Source organism: Nakamurella multipartita DSM 44233, assembly GCF_000024365.1.
In the GTDB taxonomy this organism is placed as follows: domain Bacteria; phylum Actinomycetota; class Actinomycetes; order Mycobacteriales; family Nakamurellaceae; genus Nakamurella; species Nakamurella multipartita.
In genome coordinates, this window is record NC_013235.1 from 4,230,097 (window position 1) to 4,246,549 (window position 16,453).

The 16,453-nt window shown below is 72.4% G+C and carries 13 protein-coding genes; 3 read left to right on the forward strand and 10 right to left on the reverse strand.

The window, feature by feature from the left end; translation table 11 throughout:
- Positions 1 to 40: 40 nt before the first annotated feature.
- The 5 genes from NAMU_RS19095 to NAMU_RS19115 form a co-directional block, all read right to left on the reverse strand.
- Positions 41 to 1,093, reverse strand: coding sequence for a GTP-binding protein (locus NAMU_RS19095; protein ID WP_015748981.1), 1,053 nt, complete (start codon positions 1,091 to 1,093; stop codon positions 41 to 43).
- A gap of 101 nt (positions 1,094 to 1,194) precedes the next feature.
- Entirely contained in the window at positions 1,195 to 2,247 is a 1,053-nt protein-coding gene (locus NAMU_RS19100) for a hemolysin family protein (RefSeq protein WP_015748982.1), read from the reverse strand.
- Positions 2,244 to 3,626: a hemolysin family protein gene (locus NAMU_RS19105; RefSeq protein WP_015748983.1), complete on the reverse strand. Its 1,383-nt coding sequence runs from the start codon at positions 3,624 to 3,626 to the stop codon at positions 2,244 to 2,246. The genes NAMU_RS19100 and NAMU_RS19105 overlap by 4 nt, the downstream gene beginning before the upstream one ends.
- Before the next feature lie 166 nt (positions 3,627 to 3,792).
- Positions 3,793 to 4,434: a response regulator transcription factor gene (locus NAMU_RS19110; protein ID WP_015748984.1), complete on the reverse strand. Its 642-nt coding sequence runs from the start codon at positions 4,432 to 4,434 to the stop codon at positions 3,793 to 3,795.
- Positions 4,435 to 4,456: 22 nt separating this feature from the next.
- Complete coding sequence (locus tag NAMU_RS19115; protein ID WP_015748985.1) at positions 4,457 to 5,239, reverse strand: thioesterase II family protein; 783 nt, start codon at positions 5,237 to 5,239, stop codon at positions 4,457 to 4,459.
- A 236-nt stretch (positions 5,240 to 5,475) separates the two neighbouring features.
- Here NAMU_RS19115 and NAMU_RS19120 point away from each other — a divergent pair, with 236 nt between their 5' ends.
- On the forward strand, positions 5,476 to 6,714 hold the full coding sequence (locus NAMU_RS19120) for an IS110 family RNA-guided transposase (RefSeq protein WP_015748986.1): 1,239 nt from the start codon (positions 5,476 to 5,478) through the stop codon (positions 6,712 to 6,714).
- A 17-nt stretch (positions 6,715 to 6,731) separates the two neighbouring features.
- On the opposite strand, the gene NAMU_RS19125 is transcribed toward NAMU_RS19120, so the two are convergent.
- Both NAMU_RS19125 and NAMU_RS19130 read right to left on the reverse strand, forming a co-directional pair.
- Positions 6,732 to 7,397, reverse strand: a complete 666-nt coding sequence (locus NAMU_RS19125; protein ID WP_015748987.1) for a 4'-phosphopantetheinyl transferase family protein — start codon at positions 7,395 to 7,397, stop codon at positions 6,732 to 6,734.
- 2 nt (positions 7,398 to 7,399) lie between these two features.
- On the reverse strand, positions 7,400 to 8,413 hold the full coding sequence (locus tag NAMU_RS19130) for a TauD/TfdA family dioxygenase (RefSeq protein ID WP_015748988.1): 1,014 nt from the start codon (positions 8,411 to 8,413) through the stop codon (positions 7,400 to 7,402).
- Between the two features lie 202 nt (positions 8,414 to 8,615).
- On the opposite strand from NAMU_RS19130, the gene NAMU_RS19135 reads away from it, so the two are divergent.
- Together NAMU_RS19135 and NAMU_RS27635 are read left to right on the forward strand one after the other, a co-directional pair.
- Positions 8,616 to 9,920, forward strand: coding sequence for a sensor histidine kinase (locus tag NAMU_RS19135; RefSeq protein WP_015748989.1), 1,305 nt, complete (start codon positions 8,616 to 8,618; stop codon positions 9,918 to 9,920).
- Between the two features lie 81 nt (positions 9,921 to 10,001).
- Positions 10,002 to 10,796, forward strand: a complete 795-nt coding sequence (locus NAMU_RS27635) for a DUF4097 family beta strand repeat-containing protein (protein WP_052308010.1) — start codon at positions 10,002 to 10,004, stop codon at positions 10,794 to 10,796.
- Positions 10,797 to 11,852: 1,056 nt separating this feature from the next.
- Here NAMU_RS27635 and NAMU_RS19145 read toward each other — a convergent pair.
- The 3 genes from NAMU_RS19145 to NAMU_RS19155 form a co-directional block, all read right to left on the reverse strand.
- Entirely contained in the window at positions 11,853 to 14,081 is a 2,229-nt protein-coding gene (locus NAMU_RS19145; RefSeq protein WP_217180502.1) for an MMPL family transporter, read from the reverse strand.
- A gap of 87 nt (positions 14,082 to 14,168) precedes the next feature.
- A complete protein-coding gene (locus NAMU_RS19150; protein ID WP_138180341.1) occupies positions 14,169 to 15,440 on the reverse strand; it encodes an MFS transporter in 1,272 nt (423 codons plus the stop codon).
- Positions 15,437 to 16,420: an ornithine carbamoyltransferase gene (locus NAMU_RS19155; RefSeq protein ID WP_015748994.1), complete on the reverse strand. Its 984-nt coding sequence runs from the start codon at positions 16,418 to 16,420 to the stop codon at positions 15,437 to 15,439. The genes NAMU_RS19150 and NAMU_RS19155 overlap by 4 nt, the downstream gene beginning before the upstream one ends.
- Positions 16,421 to 16,453: the final 33 nt, after the last annotated feature.

Consider the following 16,453-nt stretch of genomic DNA (forward strand, 5'->3'; position numbering starts at 1 on the left):
TTCTCAACTACAACGCGGCGCGGCGGGTCGCCCGACGCGTCTACCGGGGCCCGAGCCAGTCGTCCAGGCCGTCATCAACGGTCGACCAGTCCCGGCCGGAGGCGAGTTCGTCGTCGGTGAGCAGCATCTCGGCGAACACCTGGCGCCGCTGGGCGCGCTCGGGGCCGGTACCGGTGAGCAGCACCCGGGTCCCGACCGCGGTGGCCGGCCGGCCGGCGTCGCCGATCGACAGGTGCCCGCCGGCGCCGTCGAGCACGGCCAGCCGGCCCGCCCGGGTCGGCACCTGGAACCGGCCCCGGGCGCGCACCCGGCCGCCGGCCAGGTCGGCCAGCCGGGCCATGATCCGCTCGGGGTGCATCGGCCGGTGGCTGACCAGGTCGAGCGTCCAGACCCCGTGCGCGTCGGGCACGCTCGACGGCTGCAGCGTTCGCGGGTCCAGCCGGGCCGCGGCCGAGCGGGCCGAGTGCCGGGCGGCGAACAACTCAGCCACCCGGGTCTGGTGCAGCTCGCGGCGGGCACTGCGGATACCGCGCAGATGGTCGACCAGGGTCAGCCCGACCGGGTTGCTCCCGGTGGTCAGCACCAGATCGGCATGCCCGAGCTGGGCGGCCAGGGCCTCGCCGACCGACCGGCGGTCCCCGACGGCCAGCGCCCCGCCCCGCTGCCCGACCCGCTCGTCGCCCATCAGGTCGTCCTCGACCCGGTCCACGTCGACCACACTGACCACGGTGGCCAGTTCGATGCCCAGCCGGCGCCGCGCGAACGGGTCGGCCAGTGGCCGGGACGCCGGGACGGAGGCCGCCGACACCGGAAGGGCCACCACGATCCGTTGCCACCGGCCGGACTTGACCATCGCGGCGACGGCGGGCAGCGCGTTCTCCCGCAGCACGCATCCGGGGCAGCCGCGGTCCGCCGGGCGGCTGCGATCCTCGACCACGCCGTGTTCGTCGCCGACCACCCGGCGCAGCATGCCCGCCTCGGGATCCAGGTCCTGGCGCAGCACTCCGGTTCCGGGCCGGTCGGTCAGCCAGGACAGCACGGCCGTCTCCCGCAGCACGGGGTCGACGGTGGCCAGCACGACGACGGGAATCATGCGCGACGTGGTTCCTTCCGGATCGGGAATGCGCGGGCAGGGCGCTCGGGTCGCCGCGAAGGCGTCCCGCCCCTACCCCGCCGGCATGAGCAGAGCCTAACCTAAGAGACCTGGGCGGCCGGGGGCTGGGTGGTGAGCCCGGAACGGTCCGTCTCCGGGAACAAGCGGCGCAGCAGGTCGGCCAGGGTGAGGACCCCGACGAACCGTCCCTGCTCGTCCACCACCACGGCGAGATGGTTGCGGCCCCGCCGCATCTCCTCCAGTCCCTGGGCGAACGGGGTCGACGCGGCCAGCACGAACACGGGCCTGGCGAAGGCGGTGGCCGGCGCGTCGGGCGGCGCGGTCAGGGTGTCGCGGACGTGCACCACCTGCCGCAGGTCGGGACCGTCACCGACCAGGATGCGCAGGTGACCGGACTGCCGGCCGACCCGCTGCACGTCGCGCACGGTGGCCGCGGCGCCGACCCGGGTCGCCGGCCCGTCGCTGCGCACCAGCGCGCCGATGGTCAGTGCAAGCAGGTCCAACGCCCGGGCCAGACGCTGCGAATAGTCCTCGTCCAGGGTCCCGGCCTGCGCCGAGTGTTCGACCAGTTGGCGCAGCGCCTGCGGGTTCTGCCCGGTCGCCAGTTCGGCCACCGGCTCGATGCCGATCAGCCGCACGCACCGGTTGGCCAGGGCGTTCAGCGCGGTCAACACCGGCCGGAACACCGCCATGAACGCGCGCATCGGCAGGGCCAGCAGGATCGCCGACCGCTCCGGGTGCGCGATCGCCCACGACTTGGGGGCCATCTCGCCGATCACCAGGTGCAGGAAGGTGACGATGAGCAGGGACAGCACGAACGCGGACGCGTCGGCCAGCCACAACGGCAGGGCCAGTGCGCGCAGCGGTCCGGCCAGCAGGTCCTGCACCGCCGGCTTGGTGACCGCACCCAGCGCGAGCGTGCAGGCGGTGATGCCCAGCTGCGACCCGGCCAGCACCACGGTCAGCTCGGCCGAGCTGCGCACGGCCGCCCGGGCCGAGCGACTGCGCGGCGCGGCGTCGGCCAACCGGTGTCGCTTGGCCGCCAGTAGGGCGAACTCGACGGCGACGAAGAAGGCGCTCAACGCGATCAGCGCGACGGTGGCCACGATCGCCCACCCGGTGCCGGACATCATGACGTCCCTTCCGCAGCCGAGGCGATCGCGTCGGGATCGTGGATGGTCAGCGTGATCCGGGCCGGCACGTGCCGGGCCAGCTCGTCCACGCGCAGCCGCAGGACCGGTTCGCCGGCCGGCTCGGCCAGGGTCAATCGGGCCGGGTCGGGCGGCAACGGGACAGCCACCACCTGCCCGACAGCCGGGAACGCGCCGCACCGAGCGATGACCAGCCCGGACAGCGTCTCGTAGTCTCCGGTCAGCAGCGGCCGGCCGATCAACCGGGCCGCCTCGTCCACCGGCAGGTCCCCGGGCAGCTGCCAGCCGGTGCTCGGCGACGGCGGCGGCAGCACCGGCGGGCCGACGGGGTCGTGCTCGTCGGCGATCTCGCCGACCAGCTCCTCGGCCAGGTCCTCGGCGGTCAGCACCCCGACGAAACCGCCGTACTCGTCCAGCACGCAGGCCAGCTGATCGGTGCCGGCGGTCAGCTCCCGCAGGGCCCGCGGCAGGCTCTGACCGGTCGGCACGAAGTGGGGCGGCCGCATCAGGCGTTCGATGGTGAGCGTGTCGTCGGTGTGCTCGAGCACGTCGATCAGGTGCACCACCCCGAGCACCTCGTCGGCGTCGTCCAGCACCGGGTACCGGGAATGGCCGGTGTGCATCACCTCTCGGATCCCGGCCAGGTCGATCCCGGGATGCAGCACGCCGACCCGGGCCCGCGGGATCATCGCGTGCGCGACCGTCCGGTTCGGGAAGTCGATCACCCGGTCCAGCAGCAGCGACAGCTCGGGCGAGAGGTCTCCGCTGTCCCGGGAGGCGGTGACGATGTGGGCCAGGTCGCGCAGGCTCGCCGAATGCTCCACGTCGTGCACCGGTTCGATCCGCAGCAGCCGCAGCAGCAGGTTGGAGGACTTGTCGAAGATGGCGATGAGCCACCCGAAGACGGTCAGGTAGAGCGTGGTGGAGCGGGCCAGCCGGACGGCGACCGGCTCCGGCCGGGCGATGGCCAGGTTCTTGGGAAACAACTCGCCCAGCAGCATCTGCACGAAGGTGGAAAAGGTCAGGGCCAGCAGGGTGCCGATGGTGATGCCGACGGCGGCCGGCACCGAGATCCCGCCCAGCGCCGCGCCGATCGCCGCGCCGATCAGCGGTTCGGCGACGTAGCCGACCAGCAGACCGGTCACCGTGATGCCGAGTTGGGCCCCGGAGAGCATGAACGAGGTCCGCCGGATCACGGCCAGCGCGCGCTCGGCGCCGGCGTCCCCGGACGCCGCGGCCGCCTTGAGCCGGGAGCGGTCCACCGACATGTAGGCGAATTCCTGGGCCACGAAGTAGGCGGTGGCCGCGGTGATGGCCAGCACGACGAGCACGCCGACCAGCAGCGACAGCGGCCAGATCATCGGACCGCCCCAGAGTGGGCGGTGTGGAGTGGTGAGCCGGGTTCGGGCCCGGCTCCGGGTCTGTCGGTGGGTGCGCTCATGTCACTTTCGGTCGATGGTGGGCAGCGCACGGTGAACGTGCACGGATCGGCCGGAGTTCCCGCCGCCGGCGCTTCTCGGGGCGGAGCTATTTGTTGATGAACTGCAGGACCGCGAGGACCCGCCGGTGGTCGGTGTCGGCCGGGCTCAGGTCGAACTTGGTGAAGATGTTGTTGACGTTCTTGGCCACCGCGCTCTCGCTGATGTGCAGGCCGGCGGCGATCGCCGAGTTGGAGCGACCCTCGGCCATCAGGCTCAGCGTCTCCAGCTCGCGCGGGGTCAACCGGTCGATCGGGCTGGCCTTGCGCCGCACCATCAACTGCGCGACCACCTCCGGATCCAGCACGGTGCCGCCGGCGGCGACCCGGCGCAGGGAGTCCAGGAACTGCTCGACGTCGGCCACCCGGTCCTTGAGCAGGTAGCCGATCCCCCCGGTGCCGCGGGAGAGCAGCTCGCTGGCGTAGCGCTCCTCCACGTACTGCGACAGGACCAGGACCGGCAGCGGCGGATCCCGGCGCTGCAGGGTCAGCGCCGCCCGGATGCCCTCGTCGGTGAAGGTCGGCGGCATCCGCACGTCGAGCACCACCACGTCCGCCTCGACCCGCCCCAACAGGTCGTTCAATTCAGCGACGTCGCCGGCCGTGCCGACCACGGCCAGCCCGGCGGCCTCGATCAGTCGGACCAGACCTTCCCGCAGCAGGACCGAATCCTCGGCGATGACGACGCGCACGGCACCCCTTCCGTACTCGCGATCACGATACCGCGCAGGCGTCGCCGGCCGGCCGGCCGCGAGCGACGCCGAGCTCGGCCAGCACGTCGTCGACCACGTCCGCGGTCACCGTATCGAGGTAGAAGTGGTGTCCGGGGAAGACGCGCAGCCGGAACGCTCCGCTCGTCATCGCCCGCCAGGCGGCCACATCCTGGATCGAGCACCCCGGATCGGCATCCCCGCAGTACCCGGTGACCGACGCGAGGGTGCGGGCCGGGCGGTCCGGACGGTGGTCGGCCAGCAACCGGTAGTCCGCGCGGAGCACACCCAGCAGCAGCTCGCGCAGTTCGGCCATGGCGAACAGGTCCAGCTGGGTGTTCCCGAGCTGCCGCAGGTGCTCAAGCAACTCGGCGTCATCGGCCAGGTCGAGCGCGGGATCCGCCGGGGCCCGGTGCCCGGGCGGCCACCGGCCGGAGACGAAGAGCCGGCGCGGCAGCACGCCGTAGCTGCGTTCCAGCCGCACCGCCGTTTCGTAGGCCACCACCGCACCCATGCTGTGCCCGAACAGGGCGCAGGGCACCGGGTCCAGGCTCGCGACCTCCGCGGCGATGCCGGAGGCCAACGCGGCGAGGGACGGGCTGAACGGCTCGGCCAGCCGGTGCTGGCGACCCGGGTAGCAGACCGCCACCACCTCGACGTCCGCCGGGACCAGGGTCGACCACCGTCGGTACACCGTCGCGCCCGCCCCGGCGTGCGGAAAGCAGATCAGCCGGGCCCGGGGGGAGGGCACCCGGCGGTAGGTCTGCAGCCATTCGCCGCCGGTCACTGGTGAACACTCCTTGTTGCGGGCCCTGAGAGGGTGCTCGTTGTAGGGACTCGGCGGGAGCCGGGGTGACGGCCTGTGCCGGTCGCCGTTCGACGGCCTGCATGACACCGCCGCCCCCGGTTCTCGCGGGGCTGTAGACCGGCAACAGAGGGACGCGCCGCAGAGCGCCAGTCAGTGACCGCCCGGTGATCGGCCTCCTCGCCGAGTCGTCGCTGCCGTTGTGAGGAGTTGTTGAGTTGTCCCTGCCCGAATGCGATTTCTACGTCGGTATCGATTGGGCCGCCCAAACGCACGCCGTGTGTGTGCAGGACGCGGCCGGGAAGATCACCGCGCAGTTCACGATCGAGCACACCGCCGACGGATTCGCGACCCTGTTGGCCCGCCTGGGTCGGTTGGCCAGCGACCCGATGCAGGTCAGCGTCGCCCTGGAACGGCCCGACGGTCGGCTGGTCGACGCCCTGCTCGAAGCGGGCTACCCGGTGGTGCCGGTCAGCCCGAACGCGATCAAGACCTGGCGCGACGGGGAGGTACTGTCCGGCGCCAAGTCCGACGCCGGCGACGCCGCCGTCATCGCCGAATATCTGCGGCTGCGGTCGCACCGGCTGCGGCCGGCCACCCCGTTCACCCCGGCGACCAGGGCGCTGCGTACGGTCGTACGCACCCGCGATGACATCGTGGCCATGCGGACCGCCACGGCGAACCAGCTGACCGCCCTGCTCGATGCCCACTGGCCCGGCGCCACCAAGGTTTTCGCCGATATCGAGTCGCCGATCGCGTTGGAGTTCCTGACCCGGTACCCGACCGCCAAACACGCCGCGGGCCTGGGTGAGAAGCGCATGGCCGCGTTCTGCGTCAAGCACGGCTACTCCGGTCGCCGCTCGGCCGCGGAGCTGCTGACCCGATTGCGGGCTGCGCCGGCCGGCACCACCGACCCGGACCTGGTCGAGGCCGTCCGGGACGCCGTGCTGGCGCTGGTGGCCGTGCTGCGCACCCTGGGCGAGACCCGCAAGGACCTGGACCGGTCGGTGACCGCCCACCTCGGGGAGCACCCGGACGCCGCGATCTTCACGTCGCTGCCAAGGTCGGGTCAGATCAACGCCGCCCAGGTGCTCGCCGAGTGGGGCGATTCCCGGCAAGCCTACGACTCGCCCGACGCCGTCGCGGCGTTGGCCGGCCTGACCCCGGTCACCAAAGCGTCCGGTAAATATCATGCCGTGCATTTCCGGTGGGCCTGCAACAAACGATTCCGTAAAGCGATGACCACGTTCGCCGACAACAGTCGCCACCAAAGCCCGTGGGCCGCCGAGGTCTACCGCAGAGCTATCCAACGCGGGCACGACCACCCGCACGCCGTCCGGGTCCTGGCCCGCGCCTGGGTGCGCGTGATCTACCGCTGCTGGCTCGACCGAGAGCCTTACGACCCGGCCAGGCACGGCAACGCGAACAAGATCAACAGCGGGCAACTTGCGGCCTGAGGTTGACACAGAGGGTGTCATGCCGGCACCGGCGCCAGGCTCGACATCCGGACCGTGAACGGCTCCGGCCCGAGCCGCGCGACCGCCGCCAGCAGAGCGCCGGGGGCGGCGATGTCGGTGATGCGACCCACCGCCGGGCCGCCGTCCAGCCGTTCCAGCGGCACCGGCCCGGTCGCGGCGTCGACCACGCCGATGCGCAGCGTGCGGTCCAGGTTGAGCCCGACCACCTTGCCCGCGGCCTCCTTGCGGGTCCACAACCGGATGTACCGGGCCGGCGGGTCGGCCGCCGCCTCGACCGCCCGGGCCTCCGGCGCCGGGAAGAAGGTGCGGGCCAGCCGCCCGGCGGGCAGGTCGGGGCGGACCGCCTCGATGTCCACCCCCACCGGCGCGTCCGCCGACACGGCGACCATGGCCACCGCGCCGCAATGGCTCAGGCTGTGAAAGATGCTGCCATCGGCCAGTTCCGGCTTGCCCCACCGGCCGGTGGTGAACCGCAGCGCGGCCGGGTCGACACCCACGCAGTCGCCCAGGATCGTCCGCCGGGCCCAGTGGGCGGCGGCGAAGCGGGCGCGCAGCCCGACCGTCCGCAGCCGCCGCCACCGGGCCCGCTCGTCCTCGTCCAGCAACTCGCCGTCGGCCGGCAACCCGTGCAGATCGACCGTCCAGACCCCGATCTCGCGCACCGTCAGGCGGGATACGGTTCGGCCATGGCGACGGCGATCGTGCGGGCCCCGGTGTACGGCTCCCGGGCGTGCGCCGCGGTCATGTTGTCGACCACCAGCACGTCATCGAACTGCCAGTCGAAACGCACCCACGCCGCGCGGTAGCAGGCCCGCAGGTGATCCATCACGTCGGCCGGGATCTCCCCGCCATCACCGAAATAGGTGTTGCTCGGCAGATCCTGCGGATCGAACAGGTCCAGCAGCCCGTCGCGAACCTCGGGCGTGAGCGTCGAGACGTGGAAGAAGGTGGCGTGGTTGAACCACACCTCGGTGCCGGTCACCGGGTGCCGGTGGATCGCGTCCCGGACCGCCCTGGTCCGCAACGATCCGCCCGGTCGCCACTCGCAGCTGATCCCGTGGTCGGCGCAGTAGCGCTCCACCGCGGCGCGGTCGTCGGTGCCGAACACCTGCTGCCAGGACACGCCGAACATGCCGTTGAAGTTGCGCACCACCATCCATTTGCGGGCGCGGAATTCCTCGACCACCGCCGGGTCGATCATCCGCAGCACCTGGCGGATATCGGCCAGGGGCGTCGCACCCTGGGTGGCGGGCGGCTGCAGGCAGTGGAAATAGAGCTTGAGTGGCCAGGCCTGCTGGTAGGAGTTCTCGTTGTGCAGGAAGATTTCCTCGCTCGGCGGGTAATCGGTCGAGGTGTACACCTGACCCTTGATGGTGCTGCGCGGGGACGAACGCTCGGTGTATTCCAGCGGTGCCCCGGACAGCGACCGGACCACCGCGTCGAACCCGTCCACGCCCCCGATGTCGAAGCCGCGCAACAGCATCGCCCCGTGCTGGACCAGCGCGCCGCGCAGCTCCTCCCGGTCCCGCCGGATGCGATCGACGACCCCCAGGCCAGGCTCGTCGTTGGTCACGACGAGGGGCAACGGGCCGGCCGCGCCAGGCTCGGCCGCCCCGGTGGCCCGGGAATTCGCGCTCGAATGTGCGCTTGCATGTGGGTTGGTGGACATGATGGTCATCGATCGCCCCGCCTTACTCGGATGAACCGTTCCGGCCGCGCCGACGCGGCCACGCACCGAACACCTTCACTGTGATCGCGCGACCTATACGGGTGCTATCTCCGTCCTGGCCGGGGACCGGGCCCGGGGTGGTGCTGGGTGCAGGACGGTTCGGCATTCTGATGGATGGTCGGGCCATCTCCGGCCGCTCTAGGGTTGATCCATGCAGCCGACCACGACCCAGCCACCGGCCCCCGGGCCGGTCGCCCGGTGGTGGCACGCGCCCTTCGCGGCCGACACGTGGCGGGCGACGGCGCAGATCGAACTGGGCATGCTGCTGGCCCTGGTCACCGGCAGCGTCATCTGGGTGCTGGCGGTCGCCGGCCTGGCCTTGGCCATCACCCTGGTGCTGGCCGCACCGGTGCTGGCCGCCCTGTTCGGCTGCGCCCGGACGTTCTCGATCTGGCATCGGGCGCGGATCGAGGCGATGACGCCGGGGCCACCCGACCGGCGCCGCTGGCCCGACCCACCGCCGGCTCCGACCGCGGGCGGCTGGTGGAGCCGGCTGTGGGCGCAGGTGCGCAGCCCGTCGATCTGGCGGCAGGTCGGCTACCACCTCGCCTCGCTGGTGGTGCTGCCGGTCCTGGGTCTGATGGTCAGCCTCTGGTGGTGCGCGGCCCTGCTGGGGATCACCTCCGGCACCTTCTTCTGGTCCTTGCCCGGCGACGTGCTCGGCATCCCGATCACCGGCGTCGGGCCGATCCTGGTGATCACCGCGCTCGGCGTGGTGTTGCTGCTGACCGCTCCGGCGGTCGCGACCTCGGCGGCGATGCTGGACGCGTCGCTCTTGCGCCGGGCGATGGCCCCGAGCCGGTCCGAGGCGTTGGCTCAGCGCGTCGTGGTGCTCACCGAGAGCCGGTCCGATGCCGTGGCCGCGGCCGACGCCGAGCGCCGCCGGCTGGAACGGGACCTGCACGACGGCACCCAGCAGCGCCTGGTGTCGTTGGCGATGAACCTCGGCATGACCCGCACGACCATGGTGGATGTCCCCGACCATGTCCGGGACGCGGTGACCAGCGCCCACGAGGAGGCCAAGCTCGCCCTGGCCGAACTGCGCGACCTGGTCCGTGGCCTGCACCCGGCGGTGCTGGACGACCTCGGGCTGGACGCCGCCCTGTCCGGGATCGCCGCGCGCTCACCGATTCCGGTGCGGCTGCTGGTCGATCTGCCCAGCCGGCCGAGCCGGCCGATCGAGGCCGCCGCCTACTTCCTGATCTCCGAGGCGTTGACCAACGCCGCCAAGCACTCCGGCGCGACGACGGTCGACATCCTGGTTGAGCCGACCGCGGCCGCGGAGCTGCGCATCGTCGTATCCGACAACGGTCGCGGCGGCGCCGACCCCGGCGGCGGTTCGGGCCTGGCCGGACTGGCCGGCCGGATCAGCGCCCTGGACGGCACTTTCGCCGTGCTCAGCCCGGTCGGCGGGCCCACCGTCGTCACCGCCACCCTGCCCTACCACTCGTCCTGACCCGCCGCCCCCGTCGGCGGTGCGGCGCCATTTCCCCGAATGTCCCTCGCAATCCTGCCTCCGGAGGCCATCATGACCGTCATGACCCACCTCACCGAAGAGCCCCCGACGCACGCGTCCCGATCCTGGTGGGCGATCGGAATCGTCGTCACCGTCCTGGTTCTCGCGGCCGGCCTGTTCTTCGGCTACCGCTGGTTGGCCGGTTCGGGCACCCCGTCGACCGAGACCACCTCGGCCACCTACCCGCAGCCGATCACGGCCCTGGACCTGCGCGTGCAGTCCGGCACGGTGACCCTCACCGCCGGCGCCGACGGCCAGACCACCGTGCAGAGCACCCTGACCTGGGACAACGACAAGCCGACGGTCAGCCAGCAGTGGACCGGGACCACGCTGTCGGTCATCGCCAGCTGCCCGGGCAGCGGCCGCTGCGAGGCCGACCTGACGATCGCCGTGCCGGCCGGCACCACGATCACCACCAAGACCGAGACCGGCGACGCCTCGCTGACCGGACTGACCGGCGCGGTGTCGGCCAGCACCAATACCGGGGAGATCCGGCTCACCCAGCTGGGTGGTGCGGTGATCGCGCGCACCGAGGTCGGTTCGATCACCGGCACCGACCTGACGTCCACCGACGCGGACGTGAGCACCGAGACCGGCGATGTGACCCTGGGCTTCTCGGCCGATCCGCAAACCGTTTCGGCGACGGTGGCCACCGGTGACGTGACCGTGACCGTCCCGCGGTCGTCGACCGCCTACCACGTCACCGCGACCACCGACACCGGCGACCGCCGGGTCGCGGTGACCCAGGACGAGACCTCCACCCGCACCATCCTGGCCCGCACCGACACCGGCGACGTCACCGTCGAGGCCCGCTGACGGCTCCCGCTCCGGTCCACCTGGCACCCGCTCGAACAGCCGCCCCCGCCGCAATCACCTGCGGCGGGGGGTGGCTTTTCGGGGTCCGGCACCGTCGGCGGGCGGTCGGCGGCGGGGCGAGCCGGCCGTCGGTCGAGCCAGGCATTCGGTCCGGCCAGGCATTCGGTCGAGCCAGGCCGGGCCGTCGGTCGAGCCGGGCCCGGCGGCCGGTGGTCGTCCCGCAGGGCAGCGCTCCACCACACCGCACACCGCTCCGCGGACCCGAACGCCGCTCCACCAAACCGAACACCGCTCCCGCCCGACCGGGAGCGGTGTCCCCATCCCGGGAGCGGTGTCACCCCTGCGTGGAGCGGTGTTCCGTGGGTCGCGGTGCGTCGGGGTGTGACTGCGGCGCCGGGCCGGGCCACACCCAATAAGCCTCGCCAGCGGCCGGCCGGGCGGTCGGTCGAGCCGGGCCGTCGGTCGAGCCGGACCGTCGGTCGGGCCGCGCCCGGTGGCCGGTGGTCGTCCCGCAGGGCAGCGCTCCACCGCGCCGCACACCGCTCCACGGACCCGAACACCGCTCCACCAAACCGAACACCGCTCCCGCCCGACCGGGAGCGGTGTCCCCATTCCGGGAGCGGTGTCCCCCTGCGTGGAGCGGTGTTCCGTGGGTCGCGGTGCCTCGGGGTGTGACTGCGGCGCTGGGCCCGGGCCGGCCACACCAATAAGCCCCGCCAGTGGTCGGCCGGGCCGTCAGTCGAGCCGGGCCCGGCGGCCGGTGGTCGTCCCGCAGGGCAGCGCTCCACCGCACCGCACACCGCTCCACGGACCCGAACACCGCTCCACCAAACCGAACACCGCTCCCGCCCGACCGGGAGCGGTGTCCCCATTCCGGGAGCGGTGTCCCCCTGCGTGGAGCGGTGTCCCCGTGGGTGGAGCCGTGTCGGGGCGAGAACCCGAACGCCGGGCCGGGCCGGGGTCGCGGCACACCAATGAGCCCCGCCAGCGGTCGGATGATCACTGGCGGGGCCCCGGTCAACGGGTCGGTGGGTGGGTGGGTGGAAGCCCGGGAGGTCAGTGGCTCCGCGACCCGGCGGGTTCGGGCTCGGGCGCGGCATGACGGGGCGCCGGCATCCCGACGTCGGTGGGATCGGGTTCGCTTCGGCCGGCTTCGGTCGTCGCGCTCCCGGCGAGAGTTGCCGCGTCCCGGTCCTCGGCCGGCCGTTCGCCTGCTTCGTGCAGGCCGATCCGGGCGTGCAGCCGGCGCAGGGGCGCCGGGGCCCACCAGGCGGCGCGGCCCAGGACGGTCATCAGCGCCGGGCTGAGCAGGCAGCGGACCAGGGTGGCGTCGATCAGCACGGCGACGAACAGGCCGAGGCCGATCTGTTGCAGCGCACCGATGTCCGCGGCGGCGAAGCAGGCGAAGACGATGAGCATCAGCAGCGCGGCCGAGGTGATGATGCGGCCGCTGCGCTGCAGCCCGTGCCGCACCGCCGCATCCGGTGACTCCCCGGCGTCGTAGAACTCCTTGATCCGGGCGAGCAGGAACACCTCGTAGTCCATCGACAGCCCGAACGCGAAGGCGAAGACGATCACGATCATGAACGGGCTCAGCCCGCCGACGGTGAGCATGCCCAGCGGCGCGGCCAGCCAGCCGTCCTGGAAGACGGCGGTCAGCACGCCGAAGGTGGCGGCCAGGGACAGCGCGCTCACCACGATCGCCTTGACGCCAACGACGACCGACCCGGTCATCAGGAACAGCACGATCAGCATGGACAGCACGACGATCGCCGCGGCCAGCGGCAACCCGTCGATCAGGCGGTCCTGCAGGTCCATCAGCCGCGCGGCGTCGCCGGTGACCCACGATTCGTACCCGGCCGGCCGGTCCTGCCGCAGCCGGTCCACCAGCGCCTGCGCGCCGGCGCCCTGCCCGTCGCCGTGCACGTCGAGCACCACCATCGACACCCCGGCGCCGATGGCCGAGGCCGGCTCGACCCGGGCCACCGCGGGGTCGGCCGCCCAGGGCTGCGCGTACGCGTCCAGGGTGGCCGGGTCGGTGCGGGCCAGCACGGCCACCCCGGCCTGGCTGGAGATGCCGAACCGCTGGTCGAGCACGTCGGCCACCTGGACCGACTCCAGCGTCCGCGGCAATCCTTCCAGCTGCGGCACCTTGATGATCACGTGCAGCAGCGGCGCGGCCAAGGCCAGCAGCACGACCGCGCACCCGGCCAGGGTGAGCCACGGGCGCCGCTGGGTCCGCCGGGCCAGCCCGGCGAAGAAGCCGGAGTCGGCCTTGGTGCGGCCGTGCCGCTGCCGGGGCTTGATCCACCGGCCGACGAACCCGAGCAGCGCGGCGGTCAGGGTGATCCCGGCCAGCATGGCCACGATCACCGTCGCGATCCCGGCCGCGGCCAGGGCCCGCAGTTCGCCGACGTCGAAAGCCATCAGCCCGGCCAGTGCGGCGACCACGGTCAGCGCGCTGAACCCGATGGTCCGGCCGGCCGTGTGCCAGGCCGCCGCGACCGCCTCGATCCGATCGCCGGTTCGGGTCAGCTCATCCCGGAACCGGGCGACCAGCAGCAGCCCGTAGTCGATGGACAGGCCCAGGCCGAGCAGCGTGACCACCGTGATCGCGTTCGCGTCGATGGTGACGACGCTGGCGAAGCCGAGCAGCACCGCGGTGGCGCCGAGCATGGTCGCGATCGCGGCGACGGCCGGCAGCGCGGCCGCGGCCACCCCGCCGAAGATGAGCAGCAGCAGGATCAGGGTCAGGGGCAGCGAATAGATCTCGGCGTTGCGCAGGTCGTCCTGCACGGCCGCGTTGGCCTCGTCCCCGATCAGATCGCCGCCACCGACGCTCACGGTGGCGCCGGGCAGGGCGGCGGTCAGCTCGGACCAGCGGGCCTGGGCGTCGGTGAACGGCTGGTACTGCGACTCAGCCGGCGCCAGGGTGACGATCAGCGTGGCGGCCCGGCCGTCGGTCGCGGCGATCGGGCCGTCGACGCTGCTCACTCCGGTGATCGCCCGGATGTCGTCGGCCGCGCCGGCCAGCGCGGCGGTGGTCGCCGCCGAGCCGGCGTCCACGTTGTCGACGACGGCGAAGAACTGCTCGCCGTGGTCGATCGCGCCGTCGATCACCGCCTGGGCCCGGCCGGTCTCGGTGCCGGGCAGCGTCGTCGTGTCCCCCATGCCGGCGAACAGCGGCCCGATCGCGACCGCGCCGCCGGCCATCGCCAGCAGCCAGAGGCCGACGACCAGCACCCGGCGGCGCCAGCACCACACTCCGATACGTTGCATCGACATTCCCTCAGCGTGTCCGGTTCTCGGCAGGAATTCAGTAACCCGATCTCCCCGATCCGGGGTGGTGACAGGTACACCTCACGGGCGCGGCTACTCGGTCAGATCGCCGAGCGCGGCCTCGGCGGCCGCCGCCTTGCGGCCACCGAAGGCCAGGACGGCCGCGATGGCGATGACCAGCATCGAGCAACCCACGATGATCATCGTGGTGCGCACCCCGAGCGCGTCCAGGATGGCCCCGGCGCACAACGCGCCCAACGCGTTCGCCCCCGAGGACAGCAGCGACACGATGGAGCCGATGCGCCCCTGCATGTCCTCCGGGGCCACCTTCATCGTGTAGACGATGCCGGCCACATTGGCCAGCCCGGCCCCGAACAGCAGCAGGCTGAAGATCACGCCGAGGGCCAGCGGCTGCTGGAAGAACACCATGCTGCCCATCAACAGGGTCCAGAAGATGTTGACGCCCATGAAGATCCACCGGACCCCGACCCAACGCATGAACAGGTTGCTGGACAGGGCGCCCAGCATTCCGCCGATCCCGCTGGCCAGCAGGATCCAGCCGATGGTGTCCGGACCGCCGCCCTGGTCCTTGACGATCACCAGCAGGCCCAGGGCCAGCACCTGGAACAGCAGGTTGCTCGCCGCGATCAGGCCGAGCGCGCGGCGCAGGTAGGTCTGCGACCGGACGAAGTCGAAGCCCTCCTTGACGTCCTGAACCGGGCTCGGCCGGGGACCGTCGGGCCGCGGTCCCTGCAACGGACGCCGGATCAGCAGCAGGGTGAACAGGGACAGCAGGTGCGAGACGATGGTGGCCGCGAACGGCAGCCAGCGCAGCGCGCTGAACAGGAAGGTGCCGATCGGCTGACCGATCAGGCCGGCCGCCTCGGACCGCGCCTCGTTGGCCCCGACGGCCACCCCCAGCTGCTCGTCCGGCACCACCGTGAACACCGCGGCCCGCTCCGCGATCGAGTACATCTCGGTGAGACTGCCTTCGCAGAAGGCGATCACCATCAGCAGCGGCACCCAGACGTGGCCCATGGCCACAGTGGTCAGGGCGATACCGATCAGCAGCACCCGGCCCAGGTCGCAGCCGATCATCACCCGCCGCCGGTCCAACCGGTCGACCAGCACCCCGGCTGGCAGCTGGGTCACCAGGAACGGCAACAGGGCGGCGAAGGTCACCATCGCGGTACTGGTCGCCGAGTCGGTCGCCCAGAGCACGACCAGGCTGTAGGCGATCGCACTCATCCGGGAGCCGAGCATGGACACGCCCGCGCCGGTCCACAGCAACAGGTAGGTGCGGTTGTGCCGCAGCTGGGTCGGTTCGGAGCGCCGGTGCCGCCCGACCTTGACCTCCAGGGTCATGACGATCCCGGCGCGCCCGCGGCGCACCATTCCAACACCGCCATGGCGCTGTACATCTTCATGTGCGCCTGCCGGAACGCCAGGCTGGCCGGCCCATCCAGCACCGCCGCGTCGACCTCCTCGCCGCGGTGGGCGGGCAGGTCGTGCAGGAAGACCGCCCGCGGGTACGCGGCCAGCAACGACGAGCCCACCCGGAACGGGGCGAAGGTGTGCCGCCAGTCCGCAGTGTGTTTGCTGGAGCCGGTGGTCTGCCAGCGGGTGGTGTAGATGACGTCGAGATCCGCCGGCAGCCCGCGCATGTCGTGCTGCTGGTCGATGTGCCCGCCGCTGCGGGCGGCATGCCGTCGGGCGCGCCGCAGGAAGTCGGCGGACAGCCCGTACCCGGCGGGGGTCCGCAGGTCCAGCGTGACGCCCGGGCACCGCATCAGGGCCAGGGCCAACGCGCTGGCCGTGTTGTTGCCCTCCCCCACGTAGAGCACCCGCAGCCCCGCCAGCCGGCCGAAGTGCTCCTGCAGGGTGGACAGGTCGCACAACGCCTGGGTCGGGTGCTCCTGCGCGCTCATCGCGTTGATCACCGACATCCCGCCGGGCTCGGCGTAGCTGCGCATCACCGCCTCGTCCTCGGCGGTCCGCATCACCAGGGTGTCCAGCATGCCGGCCAGCACCCGGCCGGTGTCGGCGTCGGTCTCGCCCGTGCTCAGCTGCAGGTCGCCCGGACCGTAGGCGACCAGGCCGGCGCCCAGGCGCAGCGCACCGGCCGAGAAGGCGGTCCGGGTGCGGGTGGACGGTTTGGCGAAGTACACCCCGGTCACCGTTCCGGCCAACGCCGTCGATCGGGCGCCGGCCGCGAACTCCACCCCCCGGGCCACGATGCCGGCCAGATCCCGGTCGGGCAGGTCGTCGATCGAGATGACCGACCGGGCCAGCGGTCCCGGTGGCCGCGTGGCCAGTAGCGGTGATGTCTCGAGGGTATCGGTCATCGGAGGAACTCCCTGTCGGTCGTGGCGGCGGGA

Excerpts from the sequence above, each read along its gene's own strand:
- NAMU_RS19095 (WP_015748981.1), bottom strand. The coding sequence starts at position 1,093 with ATGATTCCCGTCGTCGTGCTGGCCACCGTCGACCCCGTGCTGCGGGAG.
- NAMU_RS19100 (WP_015748982.1), bottom strand. The coding sequence starts at position 2,247 with ATGATGTCCGGCACCGGGTGGGCGATCGTGGCCACCGTCGCGCTGATC.
- NAMU_RS19105 (WP_015748983.1), bottom strand. The coding sequence starts at position 3,626 with ATGATCTGGCCGCTGTCGCTGCTGGTCGGCGTGCTCGTCGTGCTGGCC.
- NAMU_RS19130 (WP_015748988.1), bottom strand. The coding sequence starts at position 8,413 with ATGACCATCATGTCCACCAACCCACATGCAAGCGCACATTCGAGCGCG.
- NAMU_RS19135 (WP_015748989.1), top strand. The coding sequence starts at position 8,616 with ATGCAGCCGACCACGACCCAGCCACCGGCCCCCGGGCCGGTCGCCCGG.
- NAMU_RS27635 (WP_052308010.1), top strand. The coding sequence starts at position 10,002 with ATGACCCACCTCACCGAAGAGCCCCCGACGCACGCGTCCCGATCCTGG.
- NAMU_RS19145 (WP_217180502.1), bottom strand. The coding sequence starts at position 14,081 with ATGTCGATGCAACGTATCGGAGTGTGGTGCTGGCGCCGCCGGGTGCTG.
- NAMU_RS19150 (WP_138180341.1), bottom strand. The coding sequence starts at position 15,440 with ATGACCCTGGAGGTCAAGGTCGGGCGGCACCGGCGCTCCGAACCGACC.
- NAMU_RS19155 (WP_015748994.1), bottom strand. The coding sequence starts at position 16,420 with ATGACCGATACCCTCGAGACATCACCGCTACTGGCCACGCGGCCACCG.